The 15,993-nt window shown below is 58.9% G+C and carries 16 protein-coding genes; 10 read left to right on the forward strand and 6 right to left on the reverse strand.

Annotated elements, in window-relative coordinates:
* Positions 1-11 precede the first annotated feature (11 nt).
* The 3 genes from ACOI8A_RS18220 to ACOI8A_RS18230 all read left to right on the forward strand — a co-directional run bounded on the left by ACOI8A_RS18220 (position 12) and on the right by ACOI8A_RS18230 (position 3,262).
* On the forward strand, positions 12-1,262 hold the full coding sequence (locus ACOI8A_RS18220; protein ID WP_420650659.1) for a lipoprotein-releasing ABC transporter permease subunit: 1,251 nt from the start codon (positions 12-14) through the stop codon (positions 1,260-1,262).
* Positions 1,255-1,953 (forward strand): lipoprotein-releasing ABC transporter ATP-binding protein LolD, encoded by a 699-nt coding sequence (gene lolD / locus ACOI8A_RS18225; RefSeq protein WP_420650660.1) that lies wholly within the window; start codon positions 1,255-1,257, stop codon positions 1,951-1,953. Before ACOI8A_RS18220 ends, lolD begins: the two co-directional genes overlap by 8 nt.
* Positions 1,954-2,017: 64 nt before the next feature.
* Positions 2,018-3,262, forward strand: a complete 1,245-nt coding sequence (locus ACOI8A_RS18230; RefSeq protein ID WP_420650661.1) for a lipoprotein-releasing ABC transporter permease subunit — start codon at positions 2,018-2,020, stop codon at positions 3,260-3,262.
* 53 nt (positions 3,263-3,315) lie between these two features.
* Here ACOI8A_RS18230 and ACOI8A_RS18235 read toward each other — a convergent pair whose 3' ends face one another.
* Complete coding sequence (locus tag ACOI8A_RS18235; protein ID WP_420650662.1) at positions 3,316-4,662, reverse strand: heavy metal sensor histidine kinase; 1,347 nt, start codon at positions 4,660-4,662, stop codon at positions 3,316-3,318.
* Positions 4,662-5,342: a heavy metal response regulator transcription factor gene (locus ACOI8A_RS18240; RefSeq protein ID WP_420650663.1), complete on the reverse strand. Its 681-nt coding sequence runs from the start codon at positions 5,340-5,342 to the stop codon at positions 4,662-4,664. The genes ACOI8A_RS18235 and ACOI8A_RS18240 overlap by 1 nt, the downstream gene beginning before the upstream one ends.
* Positions 5,343-5,498: 156 nt before the next feature.
* Here ACOI8A_RS18240 and ACOI8A_RS18245 point away from each other — a divergent pair, with 156 nt between their 5' ends.
* Together ACOI8A_RS18245 and queF are read left to right on the forward strand one after the other, a co-directional pair.
* Complete coding sequence (locus tag ACOI8A_RS18245; RefSeq protein WP_420650664.1) at positions 5,499-6,032, forward strand: cupredoxin domain-containing protein; 534 nt, start codon at positions 5,499-5,501, stop codon at positions 6,030-6,032.
* 61 nt (positions 6,033-6,093) lie between these two features.
* Positions 6,094-6,924: an NADPH-dependent 7-cyano-7-deazaguanine reductase QueF gene (gene queF / locus ACOI8A_RS18250; RefSeq protein WP_420650665.1), complete on the forward strand. Its 831-nt coding sequence runs from the start codon at positions 6,094-6,096 to the stop codon at positions 6,922-6,924.
* 62 nt (positions 6,925-6,986) lie between these two features.
* Here the strand turns inward: queF and ACOI8A_RS18255 are convergent, their stop codons facing one another.
* Positions 6,987-7,250, reverse strand: a complete 264-nt coding sequence (locus ACOI8A_RS18255; RefSeq protein ID WP_420650666.1) for a DUF4404 family protein — start codon at positions 7,248-7,250, stop codon at positions 6,987-6,989.
* Between the two features lie 108 nt (positions 7,251-7,358).
* A complete protein-coding gene (locus ACOI8A_RS18260) occupies positions 7,359-7,979 on the reverse strand; it encodes an HAD family phosphatase (protein ID WP_420650667.1) in 621 nt (206 codons plus the stop codon).
* Between the two features lie 246 nt (positions 7,980-8,225).
* Between ACOI8A_RS18260 and ACOI8A_RS18265 the strand changes: the two genes are divergently transcribed.
* From ACOI8A_RS18265 to rssC, 3 genes are all read left to right on the forward strand, one after another.
* Positions 8,226-8,867, forward strand: a complete 642-nt coding sequence (locus ACOI8A_RS18265) for a VacJ family lipoprotein (protein WP_420650695.1) — start codon at positions 8,226-8,228, stop codon at positions 8,865-8,867.
* Positions 8,868-9,188: 321 nt separating this feature from the next.
* Entirely contained in the window at positions 9,189-10,373 is a 1,185-nt protein-coding gene (rssB, locus tag ACOI8A_RS18270) for a two-component system response regulator RssB (protein WP_420650668.1), read from the forward strand.
* Positions 10,370-10,852 (forward strand): anti-sigma factor antagonist RssC, encoded by a 483-nt coding sequence (gene rssC, locus ACOI8A_RS18275; RefSeq protein ID WP_003226553.1) that lies wholly within the window; start codon positions 10,370-10,372, stop codon positions 10,850-10,852. The genes rssB and rssC overlap by 4 nt, the downstream gene beginning before the upstream one ends.
* Before the next feature lie 70 nt (positions 10,853-10,922).
* On the opposite strand, the gene tal is transcribed toward rssC, so the two are convergent.
* Together tal and ACOI8A_RS18285 are read right to left on the reverse strand one after the other, a co-directional pair.
* A complete protein-coding gene (gene tal, locus ACOI8A_RS18280) occupies positions 10,923-11,849 on the reverse strand; it encodes a transaldolase (protein WP_420650669.1) in 927 nt (308 codons plus the stop codon).
* A gap of 185 nt (positions 11,850-12,034) precedes the next feature.
* Positions 12,035-12,991 carry a glycosyl hydrolase family 5 gene (locus tag ACOI8A_RS18285; RefSeq protein WP_420650670.1) on the reverse strand — a complete coding sequence of 319 codons (957 nt, stop codon included), beginning with the start codon at positions 12,989-12,991 and terminating at the stop codon, positions 12,035-12,037.
* A gap of 288 nt (positions 12,992-13,279) precedes the next feature.
* Between ACOI8A_RS18285 and ACOI8A_RS18290 the strand changes: the two genes are divergently transcribed.
* Complete coding sequence (locus ACOI8A_RS18290) at positions 13,280-13,720, forward strand: low molecular weight protein-tyrosine-phosphatase (RefSeq protein WP_420650671.1); 441 nt, start codon at positions 13,280-13,282, stop codon at positions 13,718-13,720.
* 39 nt (positions 13,721-13,759) lie between these two features.
* Positions 13,760-15,988, forward strand: coding sequence for a polysaccharide biosynthesis tyrosine autokinase (locus tag ACOI8A_RS18295; protein WP_420650672.1), 2,229 nt, complete (start codon positions 13,760-13,762; stop codon positions 15,986-15,988).
* The last annotated feature ends 5 nt before the right edge of the window (positions 15,989-15,993 follow it).

Below are 15,993 nucleotides of genomic sequence, written 5' to 3' on the forward strand. Positions count from 1 at the left end.
CAAGCCCCGACATGTTCAGACCTCTCTTCGTATTTATCGGCACGCGTTATACCCGTGCAAAGCGTCGCAATCATTTTGTGTCATTCATTTCCCTGACTTCGATGATCGGGCTCGCCCTTGGCGTTGTCGTGATGATCGTGGTGTTATCGGTGATGAATGGCTTCGATCATGAGATGCGCACCCGCGTGCTGGGCATGGTGCCCCACGCGACCCTGGAAACCGGCGAAGCCATCAACGACTGGCAAAGCCTGGCCGACAAGGTCAAACAGAACCCGCAGGTGACGGCCGTTGCGCCGTTTATCCAGATGCAGGGCCTGCTGACCAACGACGGTCAGGTGTCCAAGGTGTTGCTCAATGCCATCGATCCGGCGCTTGAGCGCAACGTGTCGATCATCGACAACTTCATGCAGCAGGGCAAACTCGACGACCTGACACCGGGCAGCTTCGGCATCGTCATCGGTGACAAGGCCGCGACCAAGCTTGGCGTCGGCATCGGCGACAAGGTCACCTTTGTTGCACCGGAAGTCAGCGTGACCCCGGCAGGGATGTTCCCGCGCATGAAGCGCTTCACCGTAGTCGGCATTTTCCATGTCGGCGCCGGCGAGCTCGACGGCTATCTGGGCGTGACCAACCTGCAGGATCTGGCGAAGATGCGCCGCTGGAAACCTGATCAGGTGCAGGGCCTGCGCCTGAAGTTCGACGATCTGTTCGAGGCACCGCGTGTGGCGTGGAACATCGCCCAGCAGCTCGGCGAAGACCGTTACTACGCCCGCGACTGGACTCGTACCCACGGCAATCTGTATCAGGCGATCCGTATGGAAAAAGCCATGATCGGTCTGCTGTTGCTGCTGATCGTCGCAGTTGCCGCGTTCAACATCATTTCCACGCTGGTGATGGTGGTCAATGACAAAAAGGGCGACATCGCGATCCTGCGCACCCTCGGCGCCACGCCGGGCACGATCATGCGCACGTTCATGGTTCAGGGTACCGTTATCGGTGTGGTCGGTACGGCCATCGGCGCCGTGGTCGGGATCTTCGCCGCGCTCAACGTCAGCGCCGCGATCTCGGCCCTTGAAGGCTTGATCGGCCACAAGTTTTTGAACGCCGACGTGTATTTCATCGATTACCTGCCGTCGCAGGTGCAGAGCCAGGACGTGGTCATGGTCTGCTCCGCCGCGTTGGTCCTGAGTTTCCTCGCCACCCTGTATCCAGCTTGGCGTGCCGCGCGCACCCAGCCGGCGGAGGCGCTACGTTATGAGTGAGTCGGGCATGAGTGAACAAGCAATCTTGAGCTGCCGCAACCTGGGCAAATCCTACGAGGAAGGCCCGGAATCGGTAGAAGTGTTGGCCGGTCTGCAACTGGAGTTGCACCCGGGCGAGCGTGTGGCGATTGTCGGCACCTCGGGTTCGGGCAAAAGTACGTTGCTCAACCTGCTGGGCGGTCTCGATACACCGACCAAGGGCAGTGTCTGGCTTGATGGTGAAGAACTTTCGGCCCTGAGCGAGAAGAAGCGCGGTCTGCTGCGTAATCGTTCGCTGGGCTTCGTCTACCAGTTCCACCACTTGCTGCCGGAATTCACCGCGCTGGAAAACGTCTGCATGCCGCTGCTGATCGGCAAGACGCCGATCCCGGAAGCGCGTCAGCGTGCCACGGCGTTGCTCGAGCGGGTAGGGCTGGGCCATCGCCTTGAGCACAAACCGTCCGAACTGTCCGGTGGCGAACGCCAACGTGTGGCGATCGCCCGCGCTCTGGTGAACAAGCCGGGACTGGTGATGCTCGACGAGCCGACCGGCAACCTCGACTCGCACACTGCCCAAGGCATTCAGGACTTGATGCTCGAACTCAGCACCTCGATGCGCACAGCGTTTCTGGTGGTGACTCACGACATGAACCTGGCTCGCCAGATGGATCGCGTCCTGCATCTGCAGGAAGGTCGCTTGACTGCCATCTGACCGGCCGAAACCCGACGTCTGAAAAGACGCCGGGTCTTTTTGTTTTTATACGGTGCCCCAGCGAATGTTCAGACCGTTATCGATCTTCATCGGCGCGCGCTATACCCGCGCCAAGCGTCGCAATCGCTTTGTATCGTTCATTTCGATGACCTCGATGATCGGCCTCGCCCTCGGCGTGCTGGCGATGATCGTGGTGTTGTCGGTGATGAATGGCTTCCAGCGCGAAATGAGCTCGCGCATTCTCGGTATGGTGCCGCATGCGACCATCGTTGGCGTCAAGCCGATCGACGACTGGCAGCCAGTCGCCGCCGCCGCAATGAAAAATCCTGAAGTCACCGCCGCCGTGCCGTTCACCGAAATGGAAGGCATGCTTTCCTATAAGGGTTTGATGCAGCCGATCCAGATCAGCGGCGTCGATCCGGCTCAGGAAGGCAAGGTGTCGATTGTCGCCCAGCACATCGTGCAGGGTCGTCTTGATGCGCTCAAGCCAGGTGAATTCGGCGTGGTACTGGGTGAAATTACCGCACGACGCTTTCGTCTGAACGTCGGTGACAAGATCACCCTGATCGTGCCGGAAGTCAGCACTGCACCGGGCGGCATCACTCCGCGCATGCAGCGTTTGAATGTGGTTGGCGTGTTCAAGGTCGGCGCTGAGCTGGACGGCTCCATGGGCCTGATCCATGTGGCCGATGCCGCGACCATGCAGCATTGGGAACCGAATCAGGTGCAGAGCGTGCGCCTGGCGGTGAAAGATCTGTACGCCGCGCCGAAAGTCTCCTCGGACATCGCCGCTGGTTTGGGCGCCGAGTTCAAGGCTGACGACTGGACCCACACCCAGGGCAGTCTGTTCAGCGCGATGAAAATGGAAAAAACCATGATCGGCCTGCTGTTGCTGATGATCGTCGCGGTGGCGGCGTTCAACATCATCGCAACGCTGATCATGGTGGTGAACGACAAGGGCGCGGACATCGCGATCCTGCGCACCATCGGCGCCACCCCACGGCAGATCATGGCGATCTTCATGGTGCAGGGTACGGTGATCGGGATTGTCGGCACGCTGATTGGTGGTGTGCTCGGCGTGATCGCGGCACTGAATGTCAGCGAGCTTGTGGGCTGGGTCGAACGGGTTTCCGGGCAGCACATCTTCAGTTCCGATGTGTATTTCGTCAGCAATCTGCCGTCCGAATTGCAGGGTGGTGATGTGCTGCTGATCTGCTCGGCGGGATTTGTGCTGAGCTTCCTGGCGACGCTGTATCCGGCGTGGCGCGCGGCCAAGATCGAACCGGCGCATGCTCTGAGATATTCGTAACCTTTGAAATAGCTATCGCGGGCAAGCCCGCGATAGGGCCGGTACGTCTTGCCTCAGTCTCTAGGCAACTCAATCACAAACCGCGTCCAACCCTGCGCCGATTCGCAATGAATCTGCCCGCCATGCGCCCGCACGATTGATTGAGTGATCGCCAGTCCCAACCCCGCATGCTCATGACTCCCTTCTTGCCGCGCCGGATCAGCCCGATAAAAGCGGTCGAACAACTTCGGCAACCTCTGCGCAGAAATCCCCTCGCCACTGTTTTCGACGATCACCTGCAAAGACTTCGGTTGCTCGACAATCAGCAGCCGCACATCGCCTTCGGCGGGCGTGAAGCGCAAAGCGTTATCCAGCAGATTCGATAACGCCCGGCGCAACATCGAGCGGTCGCCGTCAATGCGCGCGTGGCCCTCGCGAATCAGCCTGACCCGCGCGTCCTCCGCCAGCGGCGCAAAAAACTCCAGCAGCGCATCCGCTTCATCCGCCAGTTCCAGCGCTTCACGTTTGGGCATCAACAACCCGTGATCAGCCTTGGCCAGATACAACATGTCGTTGACCAGTTGCGCCATCCATTGCAGTTCTTCGAGATTGCTGTGCAGCGCCTCGCGGTAGTCCTCGATCGCACGCGGACGAGTCAGGGTGACTTGCGTGTGAGTCAGCAGGTTCGACAACGGTGTGCGCAGCTCATGGGCAATGTCGGCAGAGAACGCCGAGAGACGCTGAAAAGAATCATCCAGACGTCCGAGCATGGCGTTGAAGCTGTGGGCCAATTCCTCAAGCTCTGGTGGCATCTGCGCTTCTGGCAGTCGGGCATTCAGCGATTGCGCGGAAATCCCACGCGCCACCGCGCTCATCTGGCGCAACGGCCGTAAGCCGCTGCGCGCTGCCCATGCGCCGAGCACTGCGGTGGCCAGCGCCGACAGGCCAACAGTCAGCCAGATCAGGTGCTGCATGCGTTGCAGGAAGTGTTGGTGATGAGTGATGTCGAGCAGCAAGGTCAGTTGCGGCGTGTCGGTTTTCTGCGGGTAAAGCGGGGCGTTGAGCACGCGGTAGTCGGTGCCGTTGTCACTGACGGTCGCCAGCCCGGTGGTCTGCGGCAAATCCTGGGGAATCTGGATCGAACTGTCATACCAGCGCTGGCCGTCGCTGCCACTGATGCGCAGGGAAAGATCGACTTGGCGACTGAGTTCATCCGCCAGCCGCGCTGCGCTTTCACTCGCTTGCACATCCTGTAACGCCCGACGTAGCCCGATCAGCTTGCTGTCGAGCAATTGCTGGTCGAGCTCGACGAAATGCGCCTCGCTGGCCCGGTTGAATAAAATCCCGGCGGCCAGCGACACCACGGCCGTACACGCGGCAAACAGCAGCGCGAGACGCCCACTCAGCGAGAGGCGGCGCATCACTCGGCACGCTCTTCGAGTACGTAACCCATGCCGCGCACGGTGTGGATCAGTTTGTTCGGGAAGTCGTCGTCGATCTTCAGGCGCAGGCGGCGGATCGCCACTTCGATGACGTTGGTGTCGCTATCGAAGTTCATGTCCCATACCTGCGAGGCGATCAGCGATTTAGGCAGCACTTCACCCTGACGGCGCAGGAGCATCTCCAGCAGGGCGAATTCCTTGGCGGTCAGGTCGATGCGTTGACCGCTGCGTTCGACGCGGCGGCGGATCAGGTCCAGGCGCAAGTCCGCCAGTTGCAGGCTGGTTTCCTGGGTTGTACTGCTGCCACGGCGTAACAGGCTGCGCACTCGCGCCAGCAGTTCGGAGAAGGCGAACGGTTTGACCAGATAATCGTCGGCACCGAGTTCGAGGCCGTGAACCCTGTCCTCCACCGCGTCTTTGGCTGTCAGAAACAGCACCGGTGTGTCGAGTCCGGCGCTGCGTACTGCTTGCAGGATCTGCCAGCCATCGCGGCCGGGCAACATCACGTCAAGTATCAACAATGCGTATTCGCCGCTCAATGCGCGTTGTTGACCGGTGTTGCCATCGGCCACCCATTCGCTGTTGTAGCCGGCCTCGGTCAGGCCCTGACACAGGTACTGCCCGGTTTTCGCTTGGTCTTCGACGATCAGCAGTTTCATGCAATGGCTCGGGTGAAAGGAACAGTGGCTTTTATACCGTTTGCGCCGGCGCTACAGCCCAAGCTGACAAAGTTGTAATCTGCCTGTCAGGTTGATGGCAGCGCACACGGGCTAGAGTTTCCCACAAGCTGATCCTTGATTTGTTGGAGTACGACTATGTTTTTGCGTAACCGTCTGGCAGTTGCCGCGTGTTTGTTGGCGCTGAGTGTACCGCTCTGGGCTGCACCGGCGCACACCTACGCATTCGGGCAACCGGCGCCTGCCGCCAAGGCCACTCGCAGCATCGAAGTGGTGATGGGCGATATGAGCTTCGATCCGCAGGTGATTCAGATCAAGGCCGGTGAGACCGTTCGCTTTGTGTTGGTGAATAAGGGACAGCTGCTGCACGAATTCAACCTCGGCGACGCGGCGATGCATGCCAGGCACCAGCAGGAAATGTTGCAGATGCAGCAAAGCGGCATGCTTACGCCTACCGGCATCAAGGAAATGTCCCACGATATGGCCGGTATGGATCATGGCGCGATGGGGCATGGCATGAAGCATGACGACCCGAATAGCGTGCTGGTCGAGCCGGGCAAGACCGCCGAACTGACCTGGACTTTCGGCAAAGCCACGAGCCTGGAGTTTGCCTGCAATATTCCCGGTCATTACCAGGCAGGGATGGTCGGCAAATTGACTGTCAGTCAGTAAGCACTCAAAGGCGCGGGCAAAGGCTGTTAGAATCCGCTGATTATTCAGTCAGGTTTCCGCCATGCATCCCGCAGCCGAACATTCGCCGCTGGGCAAATCCAGCGAATACATCGCCACGTACACGCCATCCCTGCTGTTCCCGATTCCGCGCACCGCGAAATGGGCCGAGCTGGGCCTGACCGCCGAAACCCTGCCGTATAAAGGCGTGGATTTCTGGAACTGCTTCGAGCTGTCGTGGCTGCTGCCATCGGGCAAACCGGTGGTGGCGATCGGTGAATTCAGCATTCCGGCGGATTCGCCGAATATCATCGAGTCGAAGTCATTCAAGCTGTATCTGAACTCGCTGAATCAGACGCCGTTCGCTGATGTGGCGGGTCTCGAAGCGACGCTGGTCAAGGACTTGTCCGCCGCTGCCGGCAAACCGGTGGGCGTACGGGTTCGCAGCCTGAAAGATGTCGAAGCCGAGGGCGTCGTGGCGTTGCCGGGCGTGTGCATCGATGATCTGGACATCAGCGTCAGCAACTATGAGCATCCGCGTCCGGAGCTTCTGCGTTGCGATGATTCGCGGATTGTGGAGGAGAGCGTGCATACGCACTTGCTCAAATCCAACTGCCCGGTCACCAGTCAGCCGGACTGGGGCAGCGTGGTGGTGCAATACCGCGGCGCGGCGCTGGATCACGCGAGTTTGCTGGAATACATCGTCAGTTTCCGCCAGCACTCGGATTTCCATGAGCAGTGCGTGGAGCGGATTTTCCTCGACCTGCAACGCTTGCTGAAACCGGAGAAATTGACCGTGTTTGCGCGCTATGTGCGTCGCGGCGGGCTGGATATCAATCCGTACCGCAGCACTGAAAGCGTGCAGTTGCCGAATCACCGGCTCGTGCGTCAGTAAGCAAATCGCGGACATGAAAAAAGCCCTGCCAGTGATGGCAGGGCTTTTTGTCTGTGCGGGAATCAGATCCCCATGCTGCCCAGCGTATTGATGATGTCGCGCAGCGTGCCGGCAATGGCCGGGTGTTCGACTTCAAAACGCTCGACGGCGAGGTTTACGCCATCGGCAATACTGGAATCCTTGGTTTTGGTTTCGAGATCCAGTTCCAGCTCGATCCGCGCCATCAACCTATGCAGATCGTCCCGTTCGGCTTCAGTCAGCGGCGGATTCTGCTCCAGTTGCTCGCGCAGGGTATCGAGCTGTTTCTGCAGTTCTTGAGCGGGCATCGTGTTTTCCTTTTATCGATAGGCACAGGCATAGACCGCAGCCGTGCGCCAAAGGTCTATGGCTCTCCCTAAGACTAATCCACTCGCGCTGAAACTGCATGATCCCGGTCAGGGCTTTTCGCCTTTGAGCCGGCGCAGACTAATGTCCGCCAGACAGGTGTCGAGTTCGCCCAGATGATCGATCACCGAATGCACGCCGAGGTTGAACAGTTGCATGGTCGCTTTACCGCGCAGTTGTTCACGTTCCTTTTGACCTAATGCCTGCCATTCGCTCGGCGCCAAACCACACAGCGAACCGCAGGAGGCCAGGCCAATCGTCCACAAACCTGCATTCAGGCCCGATTGCAGCAGGCGTGGCTCGCCGCTGACCAGCACGCAGCCGTCAAGGCGCTCAACGCCCAAAGCCATCAGCGCTTGCCAGCAGGCGTTGGGTGCGGGCCACGGCTTGAGTGTTGCCGGATGTTGCGAGGATTTGATCCACTCGGGCAGCGCGGCTGACAGCGGCTGGGCGAGGGCAGGGGGCAGCTCATCGAGCCAGGCGCAGGGGATTTGCTGACGCTGCAAACTGCGCAGGCTGTCGAGCGCGCCGGGCGTCGCATCTGCGTGCTCTGCCGTGGCGCTCGGCTGATGACGAGCGCGCGCACCGAAGTCCACCAGGCAGCCGCTGAGTCCGAACAGCACGGCAGTCAGGCTTGGCGCAACAACAGGCAATGCTTCGGCGTGTGGCATGGAGACGTCCCTGAAATAACCAGCAGGTTAGGCGACGGCGGTGACAGTTGGATGACAGGCGTATGAATGCAAGCGTAGGAAAACCCTGACAGGGAGCTTCATTCAGGAACTGCCTAAAATCGTGTTTCCGTCTTATACTAGCGGCCTTACCGCCGTGGCCCCGGGGCCAGCGCCAGTACAAATCCAAGGAGTTTTTCTATGCGCTTGAGCAACCCTCTCGCTCAGCTATGTATATATGCCGGCGTGATGCTGGTTCCGTTCGCCGCTCAGGCCGCCACGGAAGAAGACCCTTGGGAAAGCGTTAACCGTCCGATCTTCCAGTTCAACGACTTCGTTGACACCTATGCGCTGAAGCCTCTGGCGCAGGGATACGAATTTGTAACGCCGCAATTCGTCGAAGACGGCATCCACAACATGTTCCGCAACGTCGGTGACGTCACCAACCTGGCGAACAACATCCTGCAGGCCAAGCCTGCGGCTGCAGGTACCGATACTGCACGTCTGATCTTCAATACCACCTTCGGGCTGCTCGGTTTCTTTGATGTCGGCACCAAGATGGGCTTGCAGCGCAGCGACGAAGATTTCGGCCAGACTCTCGGTTACTGGGGCGTCGGCAGTGGCCCGTATGTGATGCTGCCATTGATGGGCCCAAGCACTCTGCGTGACGCGCCATCGAAGTACGTCGATGGCTACACCGGCCCGTATCGCTACATCCACGACGTGCCAGTGCGCAACTCGATCTTCGGCCTGAACATCGTCGACACCCGCGCCAGCCTGCTCTCGAGCGAGAAGCTGATCAGCGGCGACAAGTACACGTTCATTCGTAATGCTTACCTGCAGAACCGCGAATTCAAGGTCAAGGATGGTCAGGTCGAAGACGATTTCTGATCTCGACCGACTTATAAAGAAGGCGACCGTGAGGTCGCCTTTTTTTGTCTGATCGACCTTTCATCGGGTTACCTGCAAAGCCATTCTTATAACTCCCGGTGCTTTGACAAACAAAGTCGTCAGGCGACCATCGGCGCATGCTTGAAACGCTCGAAGGATGGGAGTACCGTCTGCGCCTTAGAAGGGCACCTCTGGTGCAACCGCGTACCGGGCCAGTGCTCGAAAGCGGTGCAGCAGGGAGGCTAGAAAGCGAATCCAGTAGTCTGAGCCGGGCCTTGCCCCGCCTGCTACGCCAACCTAATTCTGGCGCCGTTTGCCCACATGCCAAAAACCAGTGCCACGCTGCTGATAATCGATGATGACGAGGTAGTGCGCGCGAGTCTCGCGGCCTATCTGGAAGACAGTGGTTTCAGCGTCCTGCAGGCCAGCAACGGCCAGCAAGGTCTTCAGGTATTCGAGCAAGACACGCCCGACTTGGTCATCTGCGATCTGCGCATGCCGCAGATGGGCGGTCTCGAGCTTATTCGTCAGGTCACCGAGCGCTCACCACAGACGCCAGTCATCGTGGTCTCGGGTGCCGGCGTGATGAACGACGCGGTCGAGGCCCTGCGCCTCGGCGCGGCGGATTACCTGATCAAGCCTCTCGAAGATCTGGCTGTGCTCGAGCACTCTGTGCGCCGGGCCCTGGATCGTGCGCGCCTGCTGCTGGAAAACCAGCGCTACCGCGAGAAGCTGGAAAAGGCTAACCGCGAGCTTGAAGCCAGCCTTAATCTGCTCCAGGAAGACCAGAACGCCGGTCGCCAGGTGCAGATGAACATGCTGCCGGAAAGTCCGTGGAGCATCGACGAGTTCAAGTTCGCGCATCAGATCATCCCGTCGCTGTATCTGTCGGGTGATTTTGTCGACTATTTCCGCGTCGACGAGCGTCGGGTGGCGTTTTACCTGGCGGATGTCTCCGGCCATGGCGCCTCTTCGGCATTCGTCACGGTGCTGCTGAAGTTCATGACCACGCGCTTGCTGTTCGAGTCCAAGCGCAGCGGCACCTTGCCGGAATTCAAGCCTTCGGAAGTGCTCGGTCATATCAACCGGGGGCTGATCAGTTGTAAGCTGGGTAAACACGTCACAATGGTCGGTGGAGTCATCGACGAGGAGACCGGTTTGTTGACCTATAGCATTGGCGGTCATCTGCCTTTGCCTGTGTTGTACACGCCTGACAGTGTTCGCTACCTCGAAGGGCGCGGTTTGCCGGTGGGGCTTTTCAATGAAGCCACCTACGAAGACCACGTGCTCGAGCTGCCGCCGACGTTCAGCCTGACGCTGATGTCGGATGGCATTCTGGATCTTTTGCCAGAGCCCACACTCAAAGAGAAAGAAGCCGCTTTACCGCAAAGGGTGAAGTTGGCGGGCGGCAGCCTGGATGGTCTGCGGCAGGTTTTTGGATTGGCCACGCTAGGGGAGATGCCGGATGATATCGCCCTGTTGGTGTTGAGCAGGAATCTTCAATGAGTACCGGTAGAATCCAGTTCGCCGAGCAGGACGGCACCTTCGTCCTGAAGTTCGTCGGTGAAGTTCGCCTGACCCTGTGTTCGGCGTTGGATGCGACTATTGAGAAAATCTTCACCGCGCTGAATTTCAACGCGATCGTGATCGATTTGACCGAAACCCGCAGCATCGACAGCACGACCCTTGGCCTGCTGGCCAAATTGTCGATCCTGTCGCGGCAGAAGGTCGGATTGCTGCCAACCGTGGTCACTACCCACGAAGACATCACCCGTCTGCTGCAATCGATGGGTTTCGAGCAGGTGTTCAACATCGTCAATCATCCCGTGCCATGCCCGGAATGCCTGGATGACCTGCCGGATCAGGATCAGTCGGAAGAAGTGGTGCGGATCAAGGTGCTCGAAGCGCACAAGATTCTCATGGGCCTTAACGATTCCAATCGTGAAGCGTTCCATGATCTGGTGAATGCCCTCGAAAGGCACTGACCAAAGCCGCAAGATACAAAAAAGGGCGAACCTGTGAGGGTTCGCCCTTTTTGCGTATCAGCGATTCAGATCACAGCTTGGCTTGCAGCAACGCCTCGAGTTTTTCCTGATCGCGGGCGAACTGACGAATGCCCTCGGCGAGTTTCTCGGTGGCCATCGCGTCTTCGTTGGACAACCAGCGGAACTGCGCCTCGTTGAGGCTCAGACGCGCTTCACCGGCGTGACCCGGTGCCAGTTTGCGCTCCAGCTTGCCAGTGTCGGCAGCCAGTTTATCGATCAGGTCCGGGCTGATGGTCAGGCGATCGCAACCGGCCAGTTGCTCGATCTGATTGAGGTTACGGAAGCTCGCACCCATGACCACGGTTTTGTAGTCATTGGCCTTGTAGTAGTTGTAGATGCGCGTGACCGACTGCACGCCCGGGTCATCGGCGCCGGTGTAGTCGTTGCCGTTGGCTTTCTTGTACCAGTCGTAGATGCGGCCCACGAACGGCGAAATCAGGAACACACCCGCGTCGGCACAGGCAGCGGCCTGAGCGAAGGAGAACAGCAGGGTCAGGTTGGTCTGGATGCCTTCCTTCTCCAACTCTTCGGCGGCGCGGATGCCTTCCCAGCTCGAGGCGATCTTGATCAGCACGCGGTCGCGGCCAATGCCAGCCTTGTCGTACAGCTCGATCAGACGGTGCGCACGCTTGAGCACCGCGTCTTTATCGAAGGACAGGCGCGCATCCACTTCAGTGGAGATGCGGCCCGGAATCACTTTGAGAATTTCCTGACCGACCGCGACGCCAAAGCGGTCGCTGGCCAGGCCAACGTCGCCCTTGCAGTCAGCGACGCAAGCGTTCAGCAGCTCGGCGTAGGCCGGAATGGCCGCAGCTTTGAGCAGCAGGGAAGGGTTGGTAGTTGCGTCGACCGGTTTGACTCGGGCGATCGCTTCGAAGTCGCCGGTGTCGGCAACCACGGTGGTGAATTGTTTGAGTTGTTCCAGCTTGGAAGTCATGAGCGTGCTCTATCCTATGGGTCTGGTGACATTACCCGAGCGCTGACGGCCACTCAAGGGCATGTACGTGGATCGGTCGCCCCGGTGGCAACAACCTGAAGACGGCTGTTTGAAAGGCGGGCGCGGTATCGCTAGATACGATGCCAAATCAGACTACAGGTTCAAAGCATCTGACCGTTAACCGGCTAAGGGTTGAGTTGCGACCTCACCGCCATTTTTGCCGGTTTCGACTGGCCGTCGGAGGTCAACAGGCCGAAGTTCTTCTCGCGATCGTTATCGCCCGTCGCAGTGTTCTTCCATTCGTAGATCGAGGTCAGCGGAATCCCGAGTTTTTTTACATCGGTGATGAAGGTCCTGATTTTACTGGCCTGCCCGGCAGTCCCGCCGTTCGAGGCGAGCGCCGACACGCCCCATTCACTGATGACCCCCGGCAGATGGAAATTCTGCTGAATGAACGCCTGTGCGCTGCTGATCTGCGCGCCTGACATGCCATAGGGATGGTAGGAAATCGCGCTGAGGCACTTGGGGTACTCGCGGACGATTCGGCTGAGTGCCACGGTGGAAGCCGAGCCTGCGGTCGGCGCCCGGGCGAAGCCGAAGCCCACCAGCGGCGTTGCTTGCGGCTGTGCCTGCAACGACTTGCACACCGCACTCATGAACGGCACGAACGTCGTGTCAAAATTACCGGTCGGCCAGTACTTTCCCAGATCCGGCTCGTTCCATATTTCGATCGCCACCAACTGGGTGCGATAAGCCTGTTCCAGTTCCATCACCGACTTGGCGAAGTCTGCACCGGCTGTCGCCAGTTCACCGTTGTTCCCCGTCGGGAGCGCCTTGGTCGAGCGCACCGTCAGCAATACTGGCAGACCGGCGGCTTTGGCCGTGGCGAAGGCGTCGCTGACCTGTTTCTGATAAGCCGCCGCGCCCAGACTGTTGGTCCACACGCCAAAACGCACGAAACCCAAGCCTTCCGCTTTGATGTGCTCGGCATCCGCCGGGGAGAAGCTCTGGATCTTGACCTGAATGCCGATGGTCTTGTCGTCGGGCAGTGTCGGGAACAGATCAGCAGCCAGCACCTGTCCACTTGCACCCGACATCAACAGCGCCGCGACGCCGAGCTGTTTGCAATGTGCAATTTTCATGTCGCTCCCCGCTGAGAATGATACAGATCAAAAGTTCGCCACTTTCCCGGACTTGGATAGTAACGAGAGCGGGAAGTGCACGAATGTTATTTTTTGTCAGAAAACACTCGCGCGAAAATCACAGTTATTTTTAGTCCGTTAATTCCGGTTGGGTGACTTTTAGAGGCGTGGTACTTAATACACTGGCAATAACAAGGCGAATCTATTTCCGAATGCAGGAAGTTGTCGTGGGTTAATTCAAATCCACGCGACATGTTGGCCGATTGACATCATACGGGAAAGTAAACCTTGTTCAAAAAGATCCTTGTCGTCTGCGTGGGCAATATTTGCCGAAGTCCGACAGCAGAGTTGTTGCTGCGTAACGCGCTGGCCACTTCGACCATCAGCGTGGCCTCCGCGGGCCTTGCCGCACGGGCCGGCGAATCGATGGAGGCCACGGCGCGGCAGGTGCTGGAAGAGCGCGGGTGTAGTGCCGAAGGGTTTATCGCGCGGCAACTTACCCCGGACATCGTCAATGAATCAGACCTGATTCTGGTCATGGAAAAACAGCATGTAAACCAAGTACTGAAGATTGCCGCTCACGCCAGGGGCAAAGTCTTTCTTCTCGGCAAGTGGCAGAGCGAGCGAGAAATTCAGGATCCGTATCGTCAAGGCAGCGCGGCTTTTATTCATGCCCACGCATTGATTGAAGATGCTGTTGGCGCATGGGCGCAGCGCCTCGGGCACTGATCAATATTCTTCAGAACAGTCAATGGTAAGAACAGACTTATGCAGTTACCGTCAGTAGTCGCCACCCGCGACAGCGAACCAGACAATATCGATCTTATGGGCATCTTTGGCAGCCTGATCGATCAGAAATGGCTGATCGCCGCGTGCACCGGTGCATTCATGATGACCGGCGTGGCCTATGCGGTGTTGTCGACACCGGTGTACTTGGCGAACGCGCTGGTGCAGGTCGAGCCGAAAAAGAACGACATGCTCGGTTTCTCCGACCTCAACAGCATGCTCGGCGGCCAATCGCCGTCGGTGACCGAGATCGGCATCATCAAGTCCCGCGCGGTGATCGGTAAAACTGTCGATGATCTGCGCCTGGATATCGACGTCACACCGAATACTTTCCCGGTCGTCGGCGGGTTTCTCGCGCGGCGCTATCGCGGCACTGGCGAGAACAGCGTGGCACCGCCGCGTTTTGGCATGAACAGCTACGCCTGGGGCGGCGAGCGCCTGGACATCGCGCGGCTGAATCTGCCGAAAGAACTGTTGGGCAAGAAGCTGACGCTGGTCGCCGCCGAGCAAAACCGCTTTCAGCTGTTCGATGACAACGACAATTTGCTCGCCGAGGGCGCTGCCGGAACTGCTTTTGCGCAGGACGGCGTAGAAGGCTTGATCGCCAATCTACAAGCCAACCCTGGCACGCGTTTCGAAGTGGTGCGCAATCCACGCATCGTCACCGTACTGGCTTATCAGGATGCGCTGGATATTTCCGAGCAGGGCAAAGAGTCGGGGATCATTCGTCTCGCGCTGGCCAGCAGTGATGCAGCCGAGGCGGTAAAGATCCTCAACAAGATCTCCTCGTTGTACGTACAGCAGAACGTGCAGCGCACGTCCGCCGAAGCTGCGCAAAGCCTGGCCTTTCTGCAAAGCCAGTTGCCGCAAGTCAAACGCGATCTGGCCAAAGCCAGCGATGCGCTCAATGCGTATCAGACCCGTGGCAAAACCGTGAATATTTCTCTCGAAACCCAGTCGGTGCTGGGCCAGGCAGTCAGCCTGGATACACGCATTTCCGAACTGAAAATGCAGCAGGCCGAACTCGATCGCAAGTTCACCAAACAGCACCCGGCCTATCGCGCGTTGCTGACGCAGATCGGCGAATTGACCCAGCAGCAGAAGTCGCTGGAAAGCAAAGTCGGCGACCTGCCGGCCACCCAGCAGGAACTGCTCAACCTGACCCGCGACGTCGAAGTGGCGTCGCAGATTTACACGCAACTGCTGAACAAATCCCAGGAACTGGACATCGTCCGCGCGGGTGCGGTGGGCAACGTGCGGCTGATTGATACTGCGGATGTCGACCTGACCAGCCCGGTCAAACCGCGCAAACCGCTGATCGTACTGATCGCCACCTTCCTCGGCGGTTTCGTCGGCGTGGCCGTGGTGCTGGTGCGCAAATCCCTGAGTCGCGGACTGGAGGGGCCGGAAGCCATCGAGAAACTCGGGCTGCCGGTGTACGCCTCGATTCCCTACAGCGCGCTGCAGCAGGAACAGGACGTGAAAAAGGTCCGTGGCAAAGACGCTACGCAGGCGCCGGCGTATCTGCTGGCCGAGCGTAATCCGACCGATCTGTCGATCGAGTCGATCCGCAGTCTGCGCACCTGTCTGCATTTCGCCGGGCTGGATTCGACCAACAACCGCATCATGATTTCCGGCCCAAGTCCGCAGGTCGGCAAAACTTTCGTGTCTTCGAACCTGGCAGCGGTGATGGCGCAAAGCGGTCAGCGCGTGGTGCTGATCGATGCCGACATGCGCAAAGGTCATCTGCATAAAACGCTCAATACGCCGATCACCAACGGATTGTCCGATTTGCTGGTCAAGCGCTGCACCATCGAGCAGGCGCTGAACCAGGTCGAAGTCGAAAACCTGCACTTCATCAGCCGTGGGCAAGTGCCGCCGAATCCTTCCGAGTTGTTGATGCACGCCAACTTCCGCGACCTGCTGGCGCAACTCAGCGAGATGTATGACGTGGTGATCATCGATACGCCGCCGCTGCTCGCAGTCACTGACGCGGCCATTGTCGGCCGTGAAGCGGGGATCAGCCTGATCGTCACGCGCTTCGGCGTGAACCCGGCCAAAGAGATCGAGTTGACCATTCGCCGCTTTGCGCAGAACGGCATCGAGTTGAAAGGCGCGGTGTTCAACGGCGTAGAGAAGCGCGCCGCCAGTTACTACGGCAACGGCGGCTACGGCTATTACAACTACGAATACGCGTCCGACAAATCCTGAGTTTC

Origin of the sequence: Pseudomonas sp. P4795 (genome assembly GCF_048822895.1) — a bacterium.
In the GTDB taxonomy this organism is placed as follows: Bacteria; Pseudomonadota; Gammaproteobacteria; order Pseudomonadales; family Pseudomonadaceae; genus Aquipseudomonas.